General features: G+C 69.9%; 15 protein-coding genes. 9 read left to right on the top strand and 6 right to left on the bottom strand.

Features of this window, described 5'->3' with window-relative positions:
* Window positions 1-5 precede the first annotated feature (5 nt).
* The gene (locus Adu01nite_RS27585; RefSeq protein WP_239132736.1) at window positions 6-1,064 is read right to left on the bottom strand and encodes a LacI family DNA-binding transcriptional regulator; all 1,059 of its coding nucleotides are present in this window, start codon (window positions 1,062-1,064) and stop codon (window positions 6-8) included.
* Between the two features lie 129 nt (window positions 1,065-1,193).
* Here Adu01nite_RS27585 and Adu01nite_RS27590 point away from each other — a divergent pair, with 129 nt between their 5' ends.
* The gene (locus Adu01nite_RS27590) at window positions 1,194-2,621 is read left to right on the top strand and encodes an RICIN domain-containing protein (RefSeq protein ID WP_203730763.1); all 1,428 of its coding nucleotides are present in this window, start codon (window positions 1,194-1,196) and stop codon (window positions 2,619-2,621) included.
* Window positions 2,622-2,674: 53 nt separating this feature from the next.
* On the opposite strand, the gene Adu01nite_RS27595 is transcribed toward Adu01nite_RS27590, so the two are convergent.
* Window positions 2,675-3,931, bottom strand: a complete 1,257-nt coding sequence (locus Adu01nite_RS27595) for a M14 family metallopeptidase (protein WP_203730765.1) — start codon at window positions 3,929-3,931, stop codon at window positions 2,675-2,677.
* 166 nt (window positions 3,932-4,097) lie between these two features.
* On the opposite strand from Adu01nite_RS27595, the gene sigK reads away from it, so the two are divergent.
* From sigK to Adu01nite_RS27615, 4 genes are all read left to right on the top strand, one after another.
* Entirely contained in the window at window positions 4,098-4,712 is a 615-nt protein-coding gene (sigK, locus tag Adu01nite_RS27600; protein WP_203730767.1) for an ECF RNA polymerase sigma factor SigK, read from the top strand.
* The gene (locus tag Adu01nite_RS27605; protein ID WP_203730769.1) at window positions 4,709-5,443 is read left to right on the top strand and encodes an anti-sigma factor; all 735 of its coding nucleotides are present in this window, start codon (window positions 4,709-4,711) and stop codon (window positions 5,441-5,443) included. The genes sigK and Adu01nite_RS27605 overlap by 4 nt, the downstream gene beginning before the upstream one ends.
* Before the next feature lie 72 nt (window positions 5,444-5,515).
* Entirely contained in the window at window positions 5,516-6,154 is a 639-nt protein-coding gene (locus Adu01nite_RS27610; protein ID WP_203730771.1) for a fasciclin domain-containing protein, read from the top strand.
* Window positions 6,154-7,824 carry a molybdopterin-dependent oxidoreductase gene (locus Adu01nite_RS27615; protein WP_203730773.1) on the top strand — a complete coding sequence of 557 codons (1,671 nt, stop codon included), beginning with the start codon at window positions 6,154-6,156 and terminating at the stop codon, window positions 7,822-7,824. The genes Adu01nite_RS27610 and Adu01nite_RS27615 overlap by 1 nt, the downstream gene beginning before the upstream one ends.
* Window positions 7,825-8,296: 472 nt before the next feature.
* Here Adu01nite_RS27615 and Adu01nite_RS27620 read toward each other — a convergent pair whose 3' ends face one another.
* The 4 genes from Adu01nite_RS27620 to Adu01nite_RS27635 all read right to left on the bottom strand — a co-directional run bounded on the left by Adu01nite_RS27620 (window position 8,297) and on the right by Adu01nite_RS27635 (window position 18,027).
* Window positions 8,297-8,878, bottom strand: a complete 582-nt coding sequence (locus Adu01nite_RS27620) for a hypothetical protein (protein WP_203730775.1) — start codon at window positions 8,876-8,878, stop codon at window positions 8,297-8,299.
* Window positions 8,869-15,009 (bottom strand): polymorphic toxin-type HINT domain-containing protein, encoded by a 6,141-nt coding sequence (locus Adu01nite_RS27625; RefSeq protein WP_203730777.1) that lies wholly within the window; start codon window positions 15,007-15,009, stop codon window positions 8,869-8,871. The genes Adu01nite_RS27620 and Adu01nite_RS27625 overlap by 10 nt, the downstream gene beginning before the upstream one ends.
* Before the next feature lie 148 nt (window positions 15,010-15,157).
* Window positions 15,158-16,234, bottom strand: coding sequence for a substrate-binding domain-containing protein (locus Adu01nite_RS27630; RefSeq protein ID WP_239132737.1), 1,077 nt, complete (start codon window positions 16,232-16,234; stop codon window positions 15,158-15,160).
* Window positions 16,231-18,027, bottom strand: coding sequence for a heparinase II/III domain-containing protein (locus Adu01nite_RS27635; protein ID WP_203730779.1), 1,797 nt, complete (start codon window positions 18,025-18,027; stop codon window positions 16,231-16,233). Before Adu01nite_RS27635 ends, Adu01nite_RS27630 begins: the two co-directional genes overlap by 4 nt.
* Before the next feature lie 165 nt (window positions 18,028-18,192).
* Between Adu01nite_RS27635 and Adu01nite_RS27640 the strand changes: the two genes are divergently transcribed.
* The 4 genes from Adu01nite_RS27640 (at window position 18,193) to Adu01nite_RS27655 (ending at window position 23,204) form a co-directional block, all read left to right on the top strand.
* Window positions 18,193-20,052, top strand: coding sequence for a DUF2264 domain-containing protein (locus Adu01nite_RS27640; protein ID WP_239132738.1), 1,860 nt, complete (start codon window positions 18,193-18,195; stop codon window positions 20,050-20,052).
* Window positions 20,049-21,350 (top strand): ABC transporter substrate-binding protein, encoded by a 1,302-nt coding sequence (locus tag Adu01nite_RS27645; RefSeq protein WP_203730780.1) that lies wholly within the window; start codon window positions 20,049-20,051, stop codon window positions 21,348-21,350. The genes Adu01nite_RS27640 and Adu01nite_RS27645 overlap by 4 nt, the downstream gene beginning before the upstream one ends.
* Window positions 21,351-21,417: 67 nt before the next feature.
* Window positions 21,418-22,323 (top strand): carbohydrate ABC transporter permease, encoded by a 906-nt coding sequence (locus Adu01nite_RS27650; RefSeq protein ID WP_203730782.1) that lies wholly within the window; start codon window positions 21,418-21,420, stop codon window positions 22,321-22,323.
* Window positions 22,323-23,204, top strand: coding sequence for a carbohydrate ABC transporter permease (locus Adu01nite_RS27655; RefSeq protein ID WP_203730784.1), 882 nt, complete (start codon window positions 22,323-22,325; stop codon window positions 23,202-23,204). Before Adu01nite_RS27650 ends, Adu01nite_RS27655 begins: the two co-directional genes overlap by 1 nt.

Here is a 23,204-nt window from a genome sequence, read left to right on the forward strand (position 1 = left end):
CGACGCTACGAAGCGAACCGAGGCAGTCCGAAACGTTCAGAACCGAACGACGATTCGCGTACGACCAGCTCGGGCGCGACCAGCATGCCGCGGGCCGGCCGCCGATCACCGTCGAGCAGCCGGGACACGATCAACTCGACGGCGAGCCGCCCGACATGGTTCTTCGGCGGCCGCACCGCGGTCAGCGGCGGCTCCCCGAGGTGCGCGATCTCGTCGTCGTAGGAGATCAGCGCCAGATCCTCGGGCACCCGCAGGCCCTCCTCGGCGCAGACCTGCGCCACCGCCATCGCGTGCGGATCACTGTGCACGATCAAAGCGTCGACGGTGCGCCGGGCGAGCAGGTCACGGATGACCCGCCGGTCCGGCGGATCGTCGAGGACGACCGGTGGGTGGTCATTGCGGGCGGTCAGCCACGCTTCTTTGAGGTACGCCGAGGTAGGGCTGCCCCGCGACACGAGCAACCCGATCCGGCGATGACCGTGCTCGTGCAGGTGATGCCGGGCGATCTCCAGGCCGAGGGCGTGATCGCTGCGCACCCATTCGACCTGCCGGGACGCCGCCGTCCACCGCCGCGGCTGCCGTTCGACCAGGATGGCCGGGAGCCGCAGCCGCCCGATCCAGTCGATCATCGCGTCGTCGCCGTCCAGACTGGGCGCGAGCAGCAGCCCGCGCACCTCACCGGCCTCGACGAGCCGGCCGATCTGCCGCCGGTCCTCGTCCGGGTCGTAGGTGGAACCGCGAAGCTGGACGGTGACGCCGAGCGCGGCCGCGGCGGCCCGCGCCCCGGCCACCACCGGTGGCCAGTAGAAGTCGAGGGAGGGCACGACCATGCCGACGGTCAGCGCGGTGGTGCGCGGCCGGCCGATCGGGCGGGCCCGGCTCGGCAGGGTGGCGCCGCCGTGCACCCGGGTGACCAGGTTGCGGGCGGCGAGCGCGGCGATGTCGCGCCGGATGGTCAGCTCACTGACGCCGAGGTCACGGGCGATCTCGCTGACCCGGACGGCGCCGTGCTGCTGCAACTCGCTCATCAGGCGCTCGTGGCGCTGCACCTGGAAGAGGGTCACGGCACGCTCCCAATTGTTTCGTGAACGTTAACATAACCTCCCGCGTATAGATGGTCAACGATGTGCGAGTGGTTTCGTCTATGAACGTTTCATGGCGGCGCGACCGTCGGCTCGGTTACCAACGGGGGCATGAAAAGGCGACTCGCACCGATCCTGGCGGCGCTCATCCTGGGCGCGGTGCCTCTGCTCCTCGCGCCCGCCGCCGAGGCGGCGGCGGTCACCGTGACCAACGGGACCCAGTTCACCGACACCTCCGGCGCGGCCGTGCAGGCGCACGGCGGGGGAGTGCTGCAGGTGGGCTCCTACTACTACTGGTTCGGCGAGAACCGCAACGCCGACAACACGTTCAAGGCGGTGTCCGTCTACCGCTCCACCGACCTGCGCAGCTGGGAGTTCCGCAGCAACGTGCTGACCTCGTCGTCGGCCAGTGAGCTGGCCAGCGCCAACATCGAGCGGCCCAAGGTCATCTACAACGCGTCGACCGGCAAGTATGTGATGTGGATGCACAAGGAGAACAGCACGGATTACGGCGAGGCGCGGGCGGCGGTGGCGGTGTCGTCCACGGTCGACGGCGCCTACACGTACCAGGGCAGTTTCCGCCCGTCCGGGACCTATATGTCCCGGGACATCACGTTGTTCAACGACAACGGCACGGCGTACATGATCTCCGCGGCCAACGAGAACTACGACCTTATGATTTATCGCCTGACAGCCGATTTTACCGGCATATCGGCTGTAGTCGGAAATTTCTGGCCGGGTGGGCATCGCGAAGCACCCGCGCTCTTCAAGCGGGGGAGCACGTACTTCATGCTCACCTCCGCCGCCACGGGTTGGAGTCCCAACCAGGCCCAATACGCCACCGCGACCAGCATCAGCGGCCCCTGGAGCGGCTGGACCAACGTCGGCGACTCGACGACGTTCAGCTCCCAGCCGACCTACGTGCTGCCGATCCAGGGGACCTCCACCACCAGCTACCTCTACCTGGGGGACCGCTGGGCGGGTGCCTGGGGCGGGCCGGTCAACGACTCGACGTACGTCTGGCTCCCGATCGCCTTTCCCTCGGCGACAAGCATGAGCCTCAGCTGGTATCCGACGATCACCATCGACACCGCGGCCGGGACGATCACCGGTAACGCGGCCACCTACTACCGGATCACCAACCGCAACAGCGGCAAGGTGATGGACGCGGTCAGCGCCTCGACCGCCAACAATGCCGAGATCAAGCAGTACACCTGGAACGGCGGCGGCAACCAGAAGTGGGAGTTCCAGGACGCCGGCGGCGGCTACTTCCGGATCGTCAACCAGAACAGCGGCAAGTGTCTCGACGTGGCCAGCTCCTCGACCGCTGATGGCGGCAACATCATCCAGTACACCTGCGGCAGCGGCACCAACCAGCAGTGGCAGTGGCTCGCGACCGGCAGCTACTTCACGATCAAGGCCCGGCACAGCGGGAAGTGCCTCGACGTGGTCAGTTCGAACACCGCCGACGGCGCCGACATCCAGCAGTACACCTGCGGCACCGGCACCAACCAGCAGTGGAGCCGTACGCAATCCTGATCCTCTGGTGAAGGCCGGGGTGGGAGGTCCCGCCCACCCCGGCCGTTCAACCATCAGCAGGACTTGTTGATCACCTTGTACGGGCAGTCGGCCACCTCGGCCAGGATCAGCGCCGCATCCTTGTTACGGGCGGTCTCCCGGTTGATCACGCTGGCCGGCGGGTAGAAGCCGCCCTGACCGGCGCTGGTCGGATACATCTCGAACGTGTACGCGAAGATCTTGTAGGTCGCCCACAGCCAGTCGAGCAGCCCACCGTCGGTGATGTAGAGATCGCTCGACTGCTCCGGGGTGTAGTTGTTGGTGGCGGCCATCTGCTCACCGAGGGTCTGGAACGCGTTCGCGTCGTCGGCGGTCATCCCGGTCGCGGTGGCCGCGGTGGTGTAGCCGTACGGCCAGAGGATCAACTCGGCGTAGGTGTGGAAGTCCATGGTCGCCTTGATCTGCTGCACCCCGCCGACCACCCGGCTGGCCACGAAGTCGCGCAGGACCACGGTCTCCGGAGCCGAGAACGCCGCCTTCCCCCGATAGGTGGCCGAGGACGCCGTGCCCGACGAGCCGCCGCAGCAGCCCCACTTGTAGCTGTAGTTGCGGTTGAGGTCGGTCCCCACGGCCGACGCCCCGCTGTTCGGCTGCCGGTTCTTGCGCCACGACCGGTACGAGCCGGTGGCCACGTCGTACTCGGAGCCGTCCGGGTTGACGGTCGGGATGATCCAGATCTCCCGGCTGTCGACGATGCTCTTGATCCGCGCATCGCTCGTGTAGTTGTCGGTGTAGAGGTGCAGCAGGTAGACCGCCATCTCCACGGTCAGGTGCTCGCGGGCGTGGTGGTTGGCGTCGTAGAGAACTTCCGGCTCGGCCTCGTCGGTGCCCACGTTGTCGGAGATCTTCACGGCCACGATGTCCCGGCCCTCGTACGACTTGCCGAGCACCTTCTTACTGGCAATCGCCGGATATTTCGTGACGACGTCGTTCACCTCGGTGATGATCTCGGCGTAGTTGTGGTACGCCGCGTCCGAGGCGGGGAAGTCGTAGGTCTGCAGGATCGGCTGCACGAGGAAGCCCTGCCGGCGCAGCGTCCGGACCTCGGTGTCGGCGGCGGTGACCGTGACGACCTGGTGCTCGACGTCGTCGATCGCCGCGCCGGAGCGGGCGATCCGGTCGAGCTGCGCCTGGGTGCGCACGTCGTAGACCTCGTACTGGGCGGGCTGCGGCTCGGCGACCGGCTCGGCACCGGCCGGACCGGCGCCGGTGAGGGTGGCGGTGGCGCCGAGGAGGGCGATGGCCAGGGCCACCGAAGTGCGTCGTCTCATGAACGAACCTCCGCAAGTGGGGGTTTGATGCCATCAGCCGACCACTTGAGATAGACATCTGCCAATCCCAGTGAATACCTCCCCCGTGCGTGATGGGACCTATCCGCAGGTCCGTCCGCTCCGAATAACCCTGAGCGGGACCGAACCCTCGCGGAGGATGGACCACATGACCGAGTACAGCGCGGGCCGCCGGACCGACCATCTGTCGGCCGTTCCCGGTGGCCGGGCCGGCCCCGACGAGAGCGATCTCCTCGGCGCGGTGGCGGCCGGCGACGAGAAGGCCTTCGCCACGCTGTACGACCTGGTCGCGCCGCGGGTGTACGGCCTGGTCCGGCGGGTCCTGCGGGACCCCGGGCAGGCCGAGGAGGTCGCCCAGGAGGTGCTCGTCGAGGTGTGGCGCACGGCGGCCCGGTTCGACCCGGCCCGCGGCTCGGCCACCTCGTGGGTGTTCATGATCGCGCATCGGCGGGCGGTCGACCGGGCCCGGTCCGAGCAGGCCTCGGCCGACCGGACGTTCCGCACCGGCAGCTCACAGATCGACACCCCCTACGACGCGGTCGCCGACGAGGTGGCCGGCCGCCTGGAACGTCAGCAGGTGCGGCACTGCCTGGACGGGCTCACCGAGCTGCAGCGCCAGGCCGTGGTCCTCGCCTACTACCAGGGCAATTCATATCCGCAGGTGGCGGAGCTGGTCGGCGCGACGCTGCCGACCGTGAAGGCAAGAATGCGAGACGGGCTGATCCGACTTAGGGACTGCCTGGGAGCGGGGGTTCGGGCATGAGTGCGGACATCCACGCCCTCCTTGGGGCGTATGTGCTGGATGCGGTGGACGACATCGAACGGGCGGCGTTCGAGCGGCACCTGCGCGAGTGCGCGGAGTGCCGGGAGGAGACCGACGATCTTCGTTCGGCGGCCGCCCGGCTGGCCGACGGGACCTGGTCGGTGCCGCCGCCGCGGCTGCGCGAGAACGTCCTCGCCACGATCACGGCGACCCGCCAGCTTCCCCCGGTCTCGGCCCCGGTGCCGGTGCCGGCTCGCCGTCCGGCTCCCGGCTGGCGCCGGTTGACCGCCGCGGCGGCCGTGGTGCTTGCGGTGGGTGGGTCGGTCGCGGTCGTTCAGGAGCAGCGGGTACGCCGTGAGCACACGGCCGCCGTCACCGCGCAGGCGGCCGAGGCGCGGATCAAGGCCGTGCTGACCGCCCCCGACCTCACCGTGCGGGAGCAGACCCTGAGCAACGGCGGCCGGGTGACGGTGGCGATGTCCCCGCTGCACAACGCCGGCGTGATCATGCTCGCCGCCGACAGCGCACCCTCCGCGGGCCGGGTCTACCAGCTGTGGACGGTGGCGGGCGGCATCCCGGCGTCAGCCGGTGTGCTGGTGCCGGGCCAGACGGCATACGCGCAGATCGTCGAGGGGATGTCCGGGGTCTCCGACGTCGGCGTGACGGTGGAGCCGCCGAACGGTTCGGCCCAGCCGACCACGACGATGCTGGCCGATTTGAAATTGACCTGAGATTCCACCTATCCGCGGGCTCCGCCGCTCCGAATTACTGGTGTTAATCCCGATAGATGGAGGAAAAACACCATGCGAGCAACGAAGCTCACCGCCCTCGCCGCTGCCGTAGCCTTCTCGATCTCGCTGACCGCCTGCGGCAGCGACGACTCGACCGACTCCGGCAGCACCGCGGCCGCTCCCACGACGACCACGATGGCGCCGACCATGGCACCGTCCTCGGCCGACTCGATGGCCACGTTCGGCGCGGGTTGCGCGGCAGTGCCGACCGACCCGTCCGACAAGGGCAGCTTCCAGGCCATGGCCCAGGTGCCGGTGGCCACCGCCGCGTCCGGCAACCCGCTGCTGTCCACCCTGGTCACCGCGGTCAAGCAGGCCGGCCTGGTCGACTCGCTGAACTCGGCCAGCGACATCACCGTCTTCGCGCCGACAAACGACGCCTTCGCCAAGATCCCGGCCGCCGACCTGAAGAAGGTGCTGGCCGACAAGAAGACCCTGACCAGCATCCTCACCTACCACGTGGTGCAGGGAAAGCTGACCCCGGCGGAGCTGGCCGGCAGCCACAAGACGCTGCAGGGCGGCGAGGTCACCGTCAGCGGTAGCGGCGAGGACTTCAAGGTCGACGGCGCCGCCTCGGTGATCTGCGGCAACGTGCAGACGGCGAACGCCACCGTCTACATCATCGACTCCGTTCTGATGCCGAAGAGCTGATGCGAGGCTCTCTGGCCGGGCTTGTCGCCGCCGGCTTCGGGGTCGCGGTCGCGGAACTTCTCGCGGCCGCGACCCGGCCCGAAGCGTCCCCGCTGGTAGCGGTGGGTGCAGCGGTCATCGATGCAACCCCGACCCCGATCAAAGAATTTGCCGTACGCGAGTTGGGCACCCACGACAAGCCGGTCCTGCTCGCTTCGGTCGGCCTGGTCCTGATCCTCCTGGCGGCCGGCACCGGCGCACTGGGCCGCCGGCACCGGTGGGCGGTGGCAGCGGGCGCGTCGGTACTGGGGGCAGCCGGCGCGTCCGCGGCCCTGTCCCGCCCAGCCGCAATTCCGTTCGACGCGGTCCCGTCCCTACTGGGCGCAACCATCGCCGGCGTGACCCTCTGGTGGCTGCTCCACAGAGCAGCGCCCGCCACGGCCGCGCCGAGCACGGTGTCCGCGGATGCGCAATCGGTGGCAACGCCGGGCATGGGGTCCGCGGATGTGCAATCTGCGGCAACGCTGGGCATGGCGTCCGCGGATGTGCAATCTGCGGCAACGCCGGGCGAGGTGGACTCGGATGCGCGGTCCGGGGCGGCTGCGGCCGTGTCGGAGGAAGCGCGTCCGGTCGGTGACTTCGATCGGCGGCGTTTCCTGCAGGCCGCGGCGTTGGTGGCGGGCGGTGCGGTGGTCGCTGAGGGCGGCGCGGTGGGGATCCGGCGGATTCGCGGCGGGTCCGCCGCCCGTTCGCGGGCCGACATCCGCCTTCCCGCGGCGGCCGACGTGGGCCGGCCGGTGCCGCCCGGCACCGGGCCGGGTTTCGTCACCGGTAACGGCGACTTCTACCGGGTCGACACCGCGCTGACCGTGCCCCGGATCGACCCGGACTCCTGGTCGCTGCGGATCCACGGGATGGTCGGCAACGAGATGCGGCTGTCGTTCGAGGATCTGCTGCGGCGCCCGCTGGTCGAACGGGTGATCACCCTCAACTGCGTGTCCAACGAGGTCGGTGGCCCCTACATCGGCACCGCGAAATGGCTGGGCGTGCCGCTGGCGCCGCTGCTGGCCGAGGCCGGCATCAAGGCCGGTGCCGACCAGATAGTGGCCCGCTCGGCCGAGGGCATGACGATCGGCACCCCGACCGCGACCGCCCTGGACGGCCGGGACACCATGCTGGTGGTCGGCATGAACGGCGAGCCACTGCCCCTGGAGCACGGCTTCCCGGTCCGCATGCTGACCCCGGGCCTGTACGGCTACGCCGGCGCCTGCAAGTGGCTGACCGAGCTGGAGCTGACCACGTTCGCGAAGTTCGACGCGTACTGGGTGGAGCGAGGCTGGTCAGCCGAGGGCCCGGTGAAGACCGCTTCGCGCATCGACAAGCCACGCCCGTTCGCCCACCCGGCGGCCGGCCCGGTCACCGTGGCCGGCGTGGCCTGGGCCCAGCGCCGGGGCATCAGGGCGGTAGAGGTCAGCGTCGACGGCGGCGACTGGAACAGGGCCGAGCTGCTCCCGGTCCCCTCGATCGACACCTGGGTCCAGTGGCGCTACACCTGGAAGGCCACCACCGGCCCGCACTCCCTGGCCGTGCGAGCAACCGACGCCACCGGCACACCCCAGACCGCCACCCGCGCCACCCCGTTCCCGAACGGCGCCACCGGCTTGCACACCATCGCGGTGACCGTCGCCTGAATGCCGCGCACCCGCGCCGGCTGCCCGCCCCGATCGTTCCGGTGTCCCCGGGGGCCACCTGTTCGATGCCGTGTTGGTGTCGGGGCGGCCGCGCGGCCGTCTCAGTCGGCATAGCGCACCACCCCGCCGACCGCCGGGCAGGTTCGTCGGGGTCAGGTCGCGTTCACCGGCGATCACCCACCCGAACGGCGCGTCGGGGAACAGGGCCAGACCTCCGCACTCGGCGTAGAACTCGCGCAGGTCGGCGGGCAGTCCATCGGGGACCGGGGGAGCACCGTCGCCCGGCGGCGCGAAGACACAGGACGGGTCCTCGCGCAGCCGGGCGACGATGTCCTGAATCTTGGTCAACGGACGTATCCCAAACGGTAAATGGGCCTCGGGCCGCTTGCCACGTGGCCCGTCCGGCGAGCCGCCCGGCGGCGTGCGGACGCAGGTCGCGTCGTTGCGCAGCCGGGCGGCTACTCGTGGAGGGTTAGTCCTCGTCGTCGATGTCCGCGATGGCTGAGGCCGTTCGGGTTGCTTCGCCGGCTGCTCTTTCCCGCAGCCGGGAGATGACCTCGGTGATCGGCGTGCCGGGCCGGGTGAGGTCGTCGAGGTCGGCCGACTGGAGCCGGATCTCGTTGTCGGCGAAGTCGGCCGAATCGTCGGCGAGATCGTCGAGGAAACCGGCCGAGTCGACGCATCGCGAAGCGCAGTGGACACCGAACTCGCGATTGTCGTCGCGAATGAGCTTCGTCGCATACCACAATGCGGCGACGGCATCCTCGCCGAAGGCCAGCGCGCCCTCCGCCTCCTCCTCGGACTGGAGCTCGGCGAAGTTGTCGAGACCGTCCCAGCTGCGCTCGGACGCGGCCAGGTCGCCGGCCGCCACGGCCCACAGGTCCGCCAGCGTCGTCTCGAACGTTGCCAGGTCGGCCTGCCGCCCCTGGTCGGGCAGCAGATCCACGCCGGGCTTGCGTCGCTGGACACAGGCGGCGGTGAACGCGACAGCTCGATCTTGATCGATCCGCGTCAAGCTGTCGGCCACGCCCGCCCGGTCGAATTTCAGAACCATCTGAACAACCTCATCCTGCTGCCTCGGCCGGGGAAGGTACCGCCGAACAGCCTAGCGCCCGACGCCCGGAGCCCGGCGGAACACTTTCCGCAGACGTTTCTCGATGCGCCACCGGCAATGGGTGTCCAGCCTTTCGACTCGATGAAGGCGAGCGCATTCATTTCGGCGTGCGACCGTTTCCCGGTGGACTTGGCGATGTATTCGCCGGCCCCCAGCAATTCTTTCTGGGCCCGGCTGAGCCCGCGTCCGCTGGCCGAGACGACGTCGACGATCTGGCCTTCGTGGTCGTAGGCCGAGATGACGGCGGTGGTCCGCTTGCTGCGGGCGATCGGGTCGAGCGCCTTGTGCAACTCGTCGGCGCGGTAGCGGGCCGCTTCGGCGAGCGACTCGGCGTCGGCGCCGGCGCCGCAGTTGTGGACGAGGACCGGGTTGTCGCCGGCGACCACGTAGTAGGTGTGCTCGTCGTCGACGGTGAGGTTGTAGACGGTGGTCTCGGCGGTGTGCTCGCTCAGCCCGGTGAGGGTGATCTTGCCGCCGCGGTTGTCGCGGAGGGTTTCGCCGAGTTTCAGCTCGCCGGCCGGGACCCACTGGTCGCGGTCGAGGCTGTAGAACTTGTGGCCCGTGGTGGCGGTGATGACCGCGGGCGGCCCGCCACCACCGGCACCGGCGCCGACCAGGGTCAGGTCCACCAGGGACTTCTCGCCGGTGCCGGCCACGGTCGCGATGACCTGCGACGGCGCGGTCAGGGCGGCCGACGGCTCGGTGGCCATGACGGTGTCGCCGGCCTGCACCTTCTCGATCGGCTTACGGCTGCCGTCGGCCATCAGCACCGGGGTGCCGGCGGCGAAGGAGTTGGACGCGAGCCGGGTCGTGCCGCCCTTGGCGACCTCGCAACTCTCCCCGGTCGTACTCTCCTTCTTCTTTGCCTTCTTGGCGTTGTCGGCGGCCTTCTGCGAGGTTGCCTTGGCCTTGCCGCCGGCATCCTTGGCGCCCTTCGCCGCCTTGGCCGCCTCGTCCGCGTACTTCTTCGAGTCGGCCGCTTCCTCGGCGGTCTGGGTGAGCTTCTTGATGTAGCGCGGGATCGCGGCGAGCGCGTTCTTCGCCGATTTCAGCCGGCTGTACGCGTCGACCAGGCGCCGGCCGACCCCGATCGCCTTGATCGCGACCTTGGCCGCCTTGAACATCTTGCCCCACGGCACCGCCTGCAACGCGGTGTTGATGCAGGCCAGGATGTCGCCCTCGGTGATGCAGGCCTTCGCGTCGTTGAAGCCGACCAGATCGAGGATCAGATTGACGATCTCGTCGCCGATCTTGCTGACGAAGCTGCCGGCCTCGTCCACCAGCTTCTTCGAGTTCTGCCAGTCCGGGTTTTCCACCTGCTGTTCGCCCTCACCGGCGGCCGCGGTGTTGGCGTCCGTGGTGGCGGCGCAGGCGGGCGGGTAGTTGGCGCACGCCATCGCCTGGTAGTAGTCGGCGTACGTGTCGGCCATGCCGTCCGGGTCGGCGCCGGACGGGTCGGTCAGCACGGTCGGCCGGGCGTTGGTGTAGGAGTAGGTCGACACCGCCTGGTCGGTGGCCGGCTGGGTGGCCGGGTCGGCCGAGGCGAAACGCCCGGTCGACGGGTCGTAGCTGCGGACCCCCATCGCGTACCGGTCGCCCTGGCTGGTGTCCTGGTAGGTGCCGGCATACTGGTACGGGTTGTCCGGTGCGTCGTCGGCCTTCTTGCTGGTGCCGCGGTCCACGCCGAACGCGTCGTAGGCGTACTCCCACTCGGCGGCGCCGGCGGGGGAGACCACCCCGGACACTCCGCCGAGCCAGTCCCGCAGGTAGGAGTGGGTGCCGTCGGCCGCGATCAGGCCGAGCGGCAGGCCGCTCGCGTCGTACAGGTAGTCGCGGGCGGCGGCGCCGGTCTGCCGCTCCTGCGCGAGCAGCGGCCGACTCGCGTTGACGTCCCAGCTCCACGTCTGGGTGATCGCGGAGGACCCGGTACCCGAGGTGCCGGAGACCCGGTTGCCCTGAGCGTCGTACGCATAGTTGGTGGTCGTGCCGTTCACCGAGGCCGACGTCATCGTGTGGTCGAGGGCGTAGGTGAACCTGTCCGTCCCGGCCTGGGTCTGGTTGCCCTCCAGGTCGTAGGTGAAGGCCCGGCTGCTGCTCCGGGTGCCGCTGACCGTCTCGGTGGTGAGCTGGTCGGCGGCGTCGTACGCGTACGACGTGGTGGTGTTCTCCCCGGTGGCGACCTTCTTCATGGTGGTGCGGTTGCCGACCAGGTCGTACGTGTAGTCGGTGCGGGCGGCCGTCGCCCCTGCGCAGGTCTGCGCCCCGTAGCACTCGGCGGTGATCCGGTTGGCCTTGTCGTAGGTGTACGCCGCGGCCTCGGTGATCGTCGGCTGCCCGGGCTCGCCGGTCGCCTTGATGATCTTCGTCGGGTTGCCGACCTTGTCGAGGGTCAGGTCGAACGCGGACAGCGTGGTGTCGCCCTTGGTGGCCGCGATCCGGGTCATCCGCCCGGCCCGGTCGTAGCTGCGGCTCTCGGTGATGCCGGTGGCCGACGGGTAGTCGATGCCGGTCAGGTTGTCGGCGGCGTCGTAGTGGAAGCCGTAGTTCGCGCTGGTGCCGCCGCGGGTGGCGGTCAGGCTGGTGATCCGGTCGCCGTCGTCGTAGTCGGCGCCGATCTTCGTGCCGTCCGGGTAGGTGCGGCCGATGATCCGGTCGGTCGAGTCGTAGTCGTACTTGAACACCTCGCCGCCGCGGGTGACCGTGGTCAGCCGGTCGGTGACGTCGTAGTCGTAGCTGAGTACGCCGCCCGGGTCGGCCGCACTGACCAGCCGGTTCTTGGCGTCGTACCCGTACGTGTAGGCGGTGCCGCCGGAACCCAGCTGCTTGCTGATCAGCCGGCCGAGGTTGTCGTAGGCGTAGAAGATCGTCCGGGCGGGCCGGTTCGGGTCGGGGCGGCCCAGCTCGACGATCCGGGCGGTGACCTCCTCGACCAGGTTGGAGTCGGCGTCGTAGACGTACTCGCGGCGCCGGCCGATCCCGTCGGTGCTGACCGTGGTGCGGCCGGCCCGGTCGTACTCGAGGGACGCGGTGTGGCCGAGCGGGTCGGTCCGCTTGATCACCTGGCCGTCGGCGTTGTAGCCGTAGGTCAGCGCCTGCCCGCCGGTCGCGTCCGGCCCGATGACCGAGGCGAGCCGGTCGGCGGCGTCGTAGGTGTACTTGGTGACGTTGCCGTTGGCGTCGGTGCTCGACGTGACCCGGTTGTTCGGGTCGTAGCCGGCCGCGGCCACGTTGCCGAGGGCGTCGGTCTCGGTGGCCGGGTTGCCGGCCAGGTCGTAGCCGTACCTGGTGGTGAAGTCGGCCGGGTCGGCGCCGGTGGCGTTGCCGCGCGGCTCGACGACCGCCACGACCCGCCCGTCGTCGTCGTACGACGTCGTGGAGACGCCCCCGGTCGGGCTGGTCTGCTTGATGACGTTGCCGGCGTCGTCGTACTCGACGGCGGCGGCGCCGGAACCACCGGAGCTGCCGGTGCGCCGGTTCGCCTCGTCGTAGAAGTTCTCCAGCTTCTCGCCGCGCTCGTTGGTCATCGAGACGACGTTGCCGTTGTTGTCGTAGCCGACCTTGGTGCCGTTCTTGAACTGGTCACCCTGCTCGGTGGGCCGGTCGAGCGAGTCGAACGCGGTGTCCACCTCGACCCGCCGGCCGTCCGTGCCGTACGGCCGGTCGGTGCGGATCAGGTTGCCGTTGAAGTCGTAGTGGAAGACCGAGGTGTACAGGGCCTTGTCGGCGCCGGTCACGTTGCCGCGCGGCGATGTCTCGGTGGACACCCGGCCGTTGTTGTCGTACGTCCAGCTGGTCCTGTTGCCCTCGCCGTCGGTCTCCGACGTGCGCCGGCCGCCGGCCGACCAGGTGGTGGCGGTGACGTTGCCGATCGGGTCCTTGACCTCGACGAGCCGGCTCGCCAGGTCGTAGGTGTACCGGCTCGAGTTGGACAGCGGGTCGGTCGAGACGACCACCCGGCCCAGCTCGTCGTAGGTGGTCCGGCTCGGCTGGCCCTTGCCGGGCTGCCAGGTCTCGGTGACCTGGTTCATCTGGTCGTAGGTGAATCGGGTGCGGTAGGTGTCCTTGCTGGCACCGGCCACCGTGCCGCGCGGGTCGACGACCGAGGTCATCCGCCCGGTGCCGTCGTAGAACATCTCGGTGCGGCGCCCGGTCGGCGCGACGTCCGCGGTCCGGTCGCCGTACGCGTCGTACTCGTATTCGGTGATCTTGCCGCGCGGGTCCTTGCGCGTGCTGACCTGGCCCTTGTCGTCGTACGTGTACTCGTAGCCGGTGCCCTGCTTCGGGTCCTTCTGCGAGATCATCTCGTTGAACTGGTTGTACCGGTAGTCCCAGGTGTTGCCCCGGCCGTCCTTGACCGCGGTGACGTTGCTGCGGTCGTCGAACGTGTTGACCTCGGTGAACAGGAACGGGTCCGGCGCCGTACGGGAGATCGGGTTGCCGGCGTCGTCGAACTTCGTCTCCTCCTGGTTACCCTTCGGGTCGATCACCAGGTTCTTGTTGAGCTTCCCGGTGTACCGATGGTTGACCGTGTCGCTGTTGCCGTTCTGGCTGTACAGCAGGACGTTGTTCTTGTAGCCGTCCGAGACCGTCACGCCGTCCGGGTCGACCGTGACAGCGATCTGCTCGGTCGGCTTCCAGTCGAAGGTGGTCTTGCCGCCCTCCGGGTCGAGCTGCTGGGTGACCCGGCCGTTCGCGTCGTAGGTGTTGCGGATCAGCTTGGCGCCGCGGGCGTCGGTGATCTCGGCGAGCCGCCCGCCCGCGTCGTAGGAGTAGCTGGTCACGTAGCCGCGCGGGTCCTGCGTCTTGAGCAGCCGCCCGTCCTGGTAGTCGAACTGGGTCGACCGGCCGTCCGGCAGGATGATCTTGGTGATCAGCCGCAGGTCGGTGCGGAACTCGAAGCGGACCACCCGGCCGCTGGCGTCGGTGACCGTGCTCAGCGGGCCGGCGGTCGCGTAGGCGAGGGTGATGCCGAGGCCGCGGGCGTTCTTGATGGACAGCAGCCGGCCGTCCGCGTCGAAGGCGAGCACCCGCTGGTCGGGCGGGACCAGCTTCCAGCCGGTGCCGTTGCGGGACAGCGTGGCCCGGATGCCGGCCGGCGCGTCGAAGCTCCCGTCGGCCCGGGCCAGGTAGACCGCCTCGGAGCCGTCCTCGGCCCGCACCCGCACCGCGCCGTTGTCGGCCGCGACGATCCGGATGTCGTAGGAGGAGCTCCAGCCCGGGCCGAACATGCCGACGTTGGTGTTGCCGGACGAGTAGTAGCGGGCGTGGTTGAACGGGATGCCGTAGGACGGCATCGTGAAGTCGCGCTCGACCCGAAGGTATTGGCCGGTCGCGGTGTTCACGGTGGCGCCGCGCAGCGCCTGCGCGGTGACCGTCGGGCCGAGCACGGTGCTGCAGCCGCAGCCGACGACCTGCCCGGCGGCGACGGTGGGCACGTCGTCGACCTTGCGCGGGTGCGCGGCGTCGGACGGCGGGCTGGTCTGCTCGGTGCCGTCGGCGGCGATCTCGGTGACGGTGACCGTGTAGGTGCGGGCCGGGTCGAGCACCCAGCCGTCGGCCGCGCCGAAGCTGCGGCACAGCAGCGCCGGGCTGGCGCAGCGGCTCAGGTCGGCCTGCCCGAGCTCGATCGAGCGCTGCTCGGCGCCGGTCTCGGTGTCGGTGACGGTGGCGAACCAGCGGCCCCAGGAGGTCGGGTCGCCGGTGTTGACCTCGGCGTCCCAGTAGACGACCAGCGAGGTGTCACCGAGCAGGAAGCCGCCGCGGGCGATCGGCTTGGTGGTCGGCGCCAGGGCCGCGGACAGCTTCCGTTTGGCCTTCTCGGCCGCGGTGGGCACGCGCGGCTTGCTGCCGTCGGTGGCGACCGCCGGCGGCACCGGCGGCGCGGACTCGCCGGCCGGCAGGCCGTGATTGGCCGCGGCGGTGGCCGGCAGCGGGCGGTTGACCGGCCCGGCTCCGGCCGTGGCGACCGGTGCCGCCGAGGCCGGCGTGAATGGGAACGAAACCAGATAGGCGGCGATCATCGCCGCGATCAGGGCATGGCAGAGCAGCCTGAATCGACTCGATACGAGCACCGAACACTCCCCCGTGGATGTGGGCGTTGCTAGTTCGCCCTGCACGTTTTCGTATCGATGTCGATCGACGCATCCACCGAACGGCTGATTCGATGTGCCTCGATGTGAGCGCTCCCATAGGGAGATTTCTTAACCGGTAAAGCAGAGGTTACGCAGGCGCGGCGGTGGAGGCGCGCACGGTCAGCGAGGGGCTGATGACCACCCGGTGGGTGGGCCGATCCGGATCGGACAGCCGGTCGGCGACCAGGCGCACCGCGGCCCGCCCGATCGATCGGCGCGGCGGCCGGATCGCGGTCAGGGCGGGCGAGAACAGCCCGGCCACCTCGTCGTCGTAGGCGATGATCGACAGGTCGCCGGGCACCGTGAGCCCGAGCTCCTCGCACCGCTGGACCAGGGCGATCGCCTCGGCGTCGGCGTGCACGAGCAGCCCGGTCATGCCGGTGTCCCGGCACTGGGCCAGGGCCTTCGCCAGCGCCGCCGCGCACTCGGGCAGGCGGGCGTCGGGGATCGTCGCCAGGGTGCCGGCGTCGAGGCCGCACTCGGCCAGCGCGGTGAGCCAGCCGCGCTGGATGTGCGGGCTGGTCGGGCTGTGCTCGGCCAGGATGGCGCCGACCCGTTTATGTCCGAGAGAGACCAGGTGCCGGACGGCCATCGCGGCGCCGAGGGCATGATCGGTCACCACCGACTCGAGGTCCTCGTGGTGCGGCCCGGCCGTGGCGGTGCGTTCCAGCAGCACCACCGGGATGTCCAGGCCGGCCAGCCACTCGATCGTCCGGGCCGACGTCGGCGCGTCCATCCTCGGCACCACCACGAGGGCGTCGGCGCCCTGCTCGACCAGGCGGCTGAGCTGCGGAAGGTCGTCCTCCGAGTCGTACGACGAACCGCGCAGCACGATCCGCATGTCCAGCTCGCGGGCGGCCTCCTCGGCGCCCTGGGCCACGCTCGGGTAGTAGTAGTCGAGCGACGGCACCAGCATCCCGATCGACTCACCGCCCGGCTCGTCCGCCGCCGGCAGGTCGGCGGACGGCAGCGCGACACCGCCGTGCACCCGCTTGACCAGGCCTTCCGACGCCATCTGGGCGATGTCGCGGCGGATCGTGACGGCCGCGGCGCCGAGCGCGTCGGTGAGGTCGGAGATGCGCAGGACACCGTTGCGCTGCAGCGCCTCGAGCAACTGGGCACGCCGGGCGACCTGCAACGGCCCGCGCTTGTCAGAGGTGCTCACCGCTGCTCCTTAACGATCAGATCGAGCCTACCGTCCGGCCCGAGCGCCGAGACGTCGATGTCGAGCCTGGTCAGGCGCTCGCCCCAGACGTCGCGCAGCATCGGGTCATCGAGTTCGCGCACGGTGACGGAGCAGGCTACCGCCGGCTCCCACGACATGATCAAGGCACCCGCCCGGTCGAGCGCGACGATCTCCGCCCGGCCTTCGCCGACCGAAACCGATCCGGCGAGCACGTAATGGACGACCGTCGATCCACTCCCGGCGGCGAGCGCCCACTCGTCGCTGACGACAACCACGTCCCGCGAAAGCCGAGCGGTCCGCCGCCAGCTTCCTTCTATTTCGTACGCGTCGGAAAGTTCCAGCGAGACCTGACCGTTCCCGGCCTCCACGTCACGGGCCGCGAACCGCCGACCGGCCGACTGCTGGACGCCGTGGATCGTCGGGGTGTTGTGCCACGAGCTACGCATGGTCCAGATCGCATAGCGGTCGGGCCCGAACGTCTGCCGCGTGTAGGTGGGCCGCCCCGGATCGACCAGCACCGGCACCCCGCCCAGGGCCACCACGACGCTGCCGACGTCGTTGTGGTTGTGGTTCTCCCCGTTGTGCCCACCCTTGACGGCCAGGGTCAGCCGCTCGCCCCGAGCGATGAGCACCTGGGTGGACGGGAACCAGACGTCCTCGGTCGGGGCCGCCGGCCCGGGCGTGGCCGCGTTCCACAAGGGATCGGTCAGTGCCCGCGCCAGCCGGCCGAGCCCCTGCTGCTCGTCGCCGGCCGGCACCCGGTGCGCGGCCGCGTGCGCCTCCGCCGCCCGGTCGCCGAACAGCCGGGCCGCCCGGTGCAGCGCATCCCACGGCTGCGAGCGCGGCGGCCGGGCCGGGCCGTCGGCATGATTCAGATACCACTCGCCGCCCAGGTGCAGCCGGTGCGGGAAGGCGACGGTCTCGCGCAACGCCGGCCAGGCGGTCGCATCCCCGAGGGCGCCGCGGCTGGCGTGCGACAGCAGGTCGAACGCTTCGAGGAGCCGGCAGGCGCCGTTCCACCAGTACGCATACCCCTCGTCGATGGCGCCGTCGGGCGGGATCGACGCCACGTAGCGGTCGAGGCCCTCGACGATCAGCCGGACCAGGGCTTCCCGCCGCTCCTCGTCCTCGACCAGCCGCAGGGCCGCGGCCAGCACGTTGCCGTGGATCCACGGGTTCCAGTTGTGCACGTCGCCGTCGAGGCCCAGCCAGTGCCAGTCGCGGCGGGTCTCGAACGGGGTCAGCACCCGGCGGTCCACCTCGTAGCGGATGCGGGCCCGCAGGCCCGGCACCCGCTCGTCGAACTGCGCGCCGAGCAGATGGTCGGCCCAGGTCAGCTGCATCGCCACCTCGCTCGCCCCGAGGTCGAGGTAGGGGTCGGTGACGGTGGGCAGCACCGAGCCGTGCCGGGTGAACGTGTCGTCGTGGGCCGGCCAGCACCAGGTGCTCTGCTCGCACAGCAGGATCAGCCCGTCGGCGGCCTCGTCGATCCACGATGGATCGAGGGTGACCGCGGCCATCACCACGGCCCGGTTGACGCGGTATTCCCGCTCCCACAGCACCTGCTCGTAGGCGTCGCGGTCGCCGTCGCGGAAGTAGCGGGCGAATCCACTGGCCAGCGGAGTCGCCCATGGCGTGGCCCGCTCGGTCTCGGCGCGCGCCACGAGCAGGCCCATGGTGGCGTCGTCGAGCCGGGCCCGATCCCAGACGACGCGGTCGGTGGCCGGGGCGACGGGGAGTGCCGCCGGCGGCGGGAGCAGCAGATCGGACATCCGTCTCCTCCGATGTGATCGGACGTGAGCGTATCAGATCACTTCTGATTCCAATCAGGATGAACATGGCGTTGACATGACTGATTCTGAGCGTTTAACGTCCCGGAAACCACCCGCGTTCACGTTCCTCAACCCCCACCCACCGAGCCCTTCGGAGAGTGACGCGTGCCCGAGAACAGCACCGGCCACACCCGCGACGACTGGCTGCGGCCGGCCGACCGGATGCTGGCCGCCGCCCGCCGGCATGCTTCCCCCGGCCACGCCCGCATCACGTTCCCGGGCGCCGAGGGCGGCTACGGCCGCGCGATCGACGGCCTGGAGGGTTTCGCCCGCACGTTCCTGCTGGCCGGCTTCCGGCTGGCCGGGGAGCGCGGCCGGGGCCTGGACGAGCTGGCGGAGTGGTATGCGACCGGCCTCACCACCGGCACCGACCCGGACGCTCCCGACGGCGAGCGCTGGACCCGCCTCGAGGAGCACGGCCAGGCCAAGGTGGAGGCGGCCTCGATCGCCCTGATCCTCGACCTGACCCGCCCCTGGATCTGGGAGCGCCTCAAGCCGCAGGTGCAGGAGCGGATCGTCGACTACCTGTCCCCGGCGGTCGGCGACGACACCTACCCGCAGACCAACTGGGTGTGGTTCCGCCTGGTCGTGCAGACCTTCCTGCGCTCGGTCGGCGGCCCGTGGTCCGGCCCCGAGATGGTCGCCGACCTGGACACCCACGACAGCTTCCGGCGCGACGACGGCTGGCTCGCCGACGGTGCGACCCGCGCCTACGACCACTACAACGGCTGGGCGCTGCACATCTACCCGACCCTGTGGTCGCGGATGGCCGGCGCCGGCGACCTGGCCGCGTCCCGCACGGCGCAATACACGGCCGACCTCGACCGCTTCCTGCAGGACGCGATCGCGATGATCGGCGCGGACGGCTCGCCGCTGATCCAGGGCCGCAGCCTCACCTACCGCTTCGCCGCCGCCGCGCCGTTCTGGGCCGGTGCCCTGGCCGGGGTGCCGTCGCTGACCCCGGGCGCGCTCCGGCACGCCGCCGACCGGGTCGTCCACCACTTCGCCGACCGCGGCGTCCCGGGCGAGGACGGCCTGCTCCCGATCGGCTGGCACCGGCCGTGGCCGCGGCTCGCCCAGGCCTACTCGGGCCCGGGTTCGCCCTACTGGGCGAGCAAGGGGATGCTCGGCATCGCGCTGCCCGCCGACCATCCGGTGTGGACCGAGCCGGCCGAGCCGCTGCCGATCGAGACCGGCGACGTGCTGCGGGCGGTCCGCGCCCCCGGCTGGCTGATCTCCGGTGCGCGGGCCGACGGCATCGTCCGGGTCATCAACCACGGCACCGACCACGACGTGGAGGGCGCCACCACCGGCGACTCCCCGCTCTACGCCCGGATCGGCTACTCGACCGCCACCGCCCCGATCCTCGACGAGAGCGGCTGGACCGATCCGCTCGACCAGTCGGCGGTGCTGATCGACCCGCACACCGCCCGCCGTTCGCACCGCACCGGCTTCCGCACCCTGACCGTCCGGGTCGACGGCGAGGTCGGCGTGGCCGGCTCCACCGGCCTCGCGCATTGGAACGCGCCCGGCCCGGAGCAGCGCGACCACGGCCACGGCCGCACCGGCGAGTCCCGGCCGGCCGGGAAGATCACGGTGTTCTCGCTGGTCCGCGGCCCGTGGGAGATCCGCCTCGCGTGCTCGGACACCGCGGGCCGGCTGCGGATCGGCGGCTGGCCGGTCACCGGCGACCTGTTCTCACACCTCGTCCCGCTGATCGGCGCGGCCACGCCCGGCGCGGAGCGCCACGACGACGCCGGCCCCCTCGGCGGCGTCACCACCGTGCCCTGGCTCGAGTGGGCCGCGACCCCGGGGGAGTGGGTCGCGGCGCTGGTCAGCCTGCAGCGCGACCCGGTCCCGCCGCCGCGCGCGGTGATCGAAATCGACCACGGGTGGGAGGTGCGGGCCACCTGGCCCGACGGGATCCACACCCGCACTCCACTAACAACAGAGGAGTACCGATGAAACGCTCGATCGCGGCCGTCCTCGGCGCCACCGCGGCGATCTCGTTGGTCCTGACCGGCTGCAGCAGCGGCGACGACGAGGGATCCTCGTCCGGTCCGCAGACGCTGACCCTCGCCGGCTGGAGTTTCGCCACCACACCGGAGTTCAAGACCCTCGCCGACGGCTTCCACGCGACCCACCCCGACGTCACCGTGGAGCTCAAGGAATACGACGCCGCCAACTACGACACCCAGATGGTCGCCGACCTCGCCGCCGGCAAGGCCCCCGACATCTACGCCCAGAAGACGCTGAAGAACTTCTACACCTACCAGAACGGCAAGCAGCTGCTCGACGTGTCCGACGTGGCGTCGAAGCTGGGCGACAAGGTCGGCGGCATCTCCAGCTACCAGGCCGACGGCAAGACCTGGGCGATCCCGTACCGGCAGGACTCCTGGGTCCTCTACTACAACAAGACGCTCTTCCAGAAGGCCGGCGTCTCGCTGCCGGACGGCTCGTGGACCTGGGACGACTACGCGACCGCGTCGAAGGAGCTGACCGCCAAGCTCAAGGCGGCCGGGTCCAAGGCGGTCGGCGACTACGAGCACATCTGGCAGTCGACCGTGCAGGGCTTCGCGCTCGCCCAGACCAGCGGCGCCACCATCGAGAGCGGCGACTTCAGCTACCTCAAACCGTATTACGACCGTGCCCTTGATCTTCAGAACGCCGGGGCGCAGGTCAAGTTCGGCGACGCCACCACCAACAGCCTCACCTATCAGGCGCAGTTCGGTAAGCAGCAGGCCGCGATGATGGTGATGGGTTCGTGGTATATCGCGACCCTCCTCAAGCAGCAGGGCACCGGCGACGCCGAGAAGTTCGAGTGGGGCTTCGCGCCGGCGCCGCAGCAGACCAAGGCCACCACCGGCACCTCGGCCACGCCGGTCACCTTCGGCGACCCGACCGGCCTCGGCATCAACCCCAAGATCGGCAAGAACAAAGAGGCAACGGCCAAAGCATTCCTTGCGTACGCCGCGGGAGCGGACGGTGCGAAGGCGCTCGCCGGCATCGGGATCACCCCGGCCGACACCGAGGCGGTGAAGGACACCTTCTTCCAGCTGCCCGGCGTGCCGCAGGACGACCTGTCCAAGTTCGCCTTCACCAAGCACGACACGAAGCCGGAGAACCCGGTCAGCAAGTACACGGCGGCGCTGCAGAACATCCTGTCCGACCTGCACACCGCGGTCATGTCCGGCAGCAAGGGCGTGGACGCGGCGATCACCGAGGCCCAGAACCGGGCCAAGACCGAGGTCCTCAACAAGTGACAGCCGGTGCCGCGGGTGGGGCCTCACGCCGTACACCCGCGGCACCGAAACCACCCGGGAGCTTGAGATGACATCGTTGCCGTTGGCCCGCCGCAGGCGAGGCCGGCAGGTGTTGCGCAACACGGTGGTCGGCTGGTCGTTCCTGCTGCCCAACTTCGTGGGCTTCGCCGTGCTCACCCTCGTGCCGGTCGGGCTGCTGTTCTACTACGCGTTCACCAGCTGGAACGTGTTCGGCGGCGCGGAGTGGACCGGTTTGGAAAACTTCCGGCAGATGCTGCATGACGCCAGCTTCCGGACCGCGCTGCGCAACACCGTCTACTACACGGTCTTCCACATCCCGCTCACCCTCGGCGCCGCGCTCGCCCTCGCGCTGCTGCTCAACCAGCGGCTGCGCGGCGTCGCGTTCTTCCGGACGGTCGCGTTCTTCCCCTACATCACGTCGATCGTGGCGCTCGCCCAGGTGTGGAACATGCTGTTCAGCCCCGGCTACGGGCCGATCAACGCGGTGCTGCGCGGGATCGGCATCGATAATCCGCCCGGCTGGACCACCTCCGCCGACTGGTCGATGCCCGCGGTGATCGTGGTCGGGACATGGCGCGAGATGGGCTACTACATGCTGCTGTTCCTGGCCGGCCTGCAGACCATCCCGGGTCAGCTCTACGAGGCGGCGAAGGTGGACGGCGCGAACGCGTGGCAGCGGTTCCGTGCGGTGACCCTGCCCGGGTTGCGGCCCACCACGTTCTTCGTGGTCGTGCTGCTCACCATCGGCAGCTTCAAGGTCTTCGACGTGATCCTGGTGATGACCAACGGCGGGCCGGGGCAGTCGACCCTGGTGCTGTCGCAGTACATCTACCAGAAGGGCTTCGTGGAGAACCAGTTCGGCTACGCGTCGGCCGTGTCGATCGCGCTGTTCGCGATCTGCTTCGTCATCACGATCGTCCAGTTCGTGATCAACCGGCGGGGGACCGACTGATGACGCTGCTCGAAGTACCGGTCGCCGACACCCGGCTCGCGCTCGACCCGCCACCGGCCCGAAGCCGGCGCGGCTACCGGCTGCTCGGTTATGCGGCGCTGCTCGTCGCCGCCGCGGCCATCCTCGTCCCGTTCTACTGGATGCTGATGTCGTCGCTGAAGTCGAACAACGACGTCTACACCATCCCGGTGCAGTGGCTGCCCGACCCGGTCGTCTGGAAGAACTACGTCGACATCTGGCAGAAGTCGGACCTGACCACCTGGCTCAAGAACACCCTGATCCTGTCGGTGGCGGTCACCTTCCTGCAGGTGTTCACCGGCAGCTTCGCCGCGTACGGCTTCGCCAAGGTCCGCTTCCCCGGCCGCAACGTGCTGTTCCTCGCCTACATCGGCACCCTGGCCGTGCCCTGGCAGTCCTACATGATCCCGCAGTTCATCCTCTTCTCGAAGCTGCACCTGTCGGACACCCTGTGGTCGATCATCGCGTTGCAGGCGTTCGGCGCGTTCGGCGTCTTCCTGATGAAGCAGTACTACGAGTCGATCCCCGACGAGTTGCTCGACGCGGCCCGGATCGACGGGATGAGCGAGTACGGCATCTACCGGCGGATCATGCTGCCGCTGTCGGTGCCGGCGCTGGCCAGCCTCACCCTGCTGACCCTGGTGACGACCTGGAACGACTACATGGGGCCGCTGATCTACCTGCGCAGCCGCGACCTGTGGACGATCCAGATCGGCCTCAAGACGTTCGTGAACACCTACAACGCCGAATACGCGCTGATCATGACGGGATCGGTGCTGTCGGTACTGCCGATCGCGATCATCTTCCTGCTCGGGCAGCGCTACTTCGTCGAAGGCATCGCCAGCACCGGGCTGAAGGGATGA

The organism is Paractinoplanes durhamensis, from assembly GCF_016862175.1.
Taxonomy (GTDB): Bacteria; Actinomycetota; Actinomycetes; order Mycobacteriales; family Micromonosporaceae; genus Actinoplanes; species Actinoplanes durhamensis.

Excerpts from the sequence above, each read along its gene's own strand:
- Adu01nite_RS27590 (WP_203730763.1), top strand. The coding sequence starts at position 1,194 with ATGAAAAGGCGACTCGCACCGATCCTGGCGGCGCTCATCCTGGGCGCG.
- Adu01nite_RS27595 (WP_203730765.1), bottom strand. The coding sequence starts at position 3,931 with ATGAGACGACGCACTTCGGTGGCCCTGGCCATCGCCCTCCTCGGCGCC.
- sigK (WP_203730767.1), top strand. The coding sequence starts at position 4,098 with ATGACCGAGTACAGCGCGGGCCGCCGGACCGACCATCTGTCGGCCGTT.
- Adu01nite_RS27605 (WP_203730769.1), top strand. The coding sequence starts at position 4,709 with ATGAGTGCGGACATCCACGCCCTCCTTGGGGCGTATGTGCTGGATGCG.
- Adu01nite_RS27610 (WP_203730771.1), top strand. The coding sequence starts at position 5,516 with ATGCGAGCAACGAAGCTCACCGCCCTCGCCGCTGCCGTAGCCTTCTCG.
- Adu01nite_RS27615 (WP_203730773.1), top strand. The coding sequence starts at position 6,154 with ATGCGAGGCTCTCTGGCCGGGCTTGTCGCCGCCGGCTTCGGGGTCGCG.
- Adu01nite_RS27620 (WP_203730775.1), bottom strand. The coding sequence starts at position 8,878 with ATGGTTCTGAAATTCGACCGGGCGGGCGTGGCCGACAGCTTGACGCGG.
- Adu01nite_RS27635 (WP_203730779.1), bottom strand. The coding sequence starts at position 18,027 with ATGTCCGATCTGCTGCTCCCGCCGCCGGCGGCACTCCCCGTCGCCCCG.
- Adu01nite_RS27645 (WP_203730780.1), top strand. The coding sequence starts at position 20,049 with ATGAAACGCTCGATCGCGGCCGTCCTCGGCGCCACCGCGGCGATCTCG.
- Adu01nite_RS27650 (WP_203730782.1), top strand. The coding sequence starts at position 21,418 with ATGACATCGTTGCCGTTGGCCCGCCGCAGGCGAGGCCGGCAGGTGTTG.
- Adu01nite_RS27655 (WP_203730784.1), top strand. The coding sequence starts at position 22,323 with ATGACGCTGCTCGAAGTACCGGTCGCCGACACCCGGCTCGCGCTCGAC.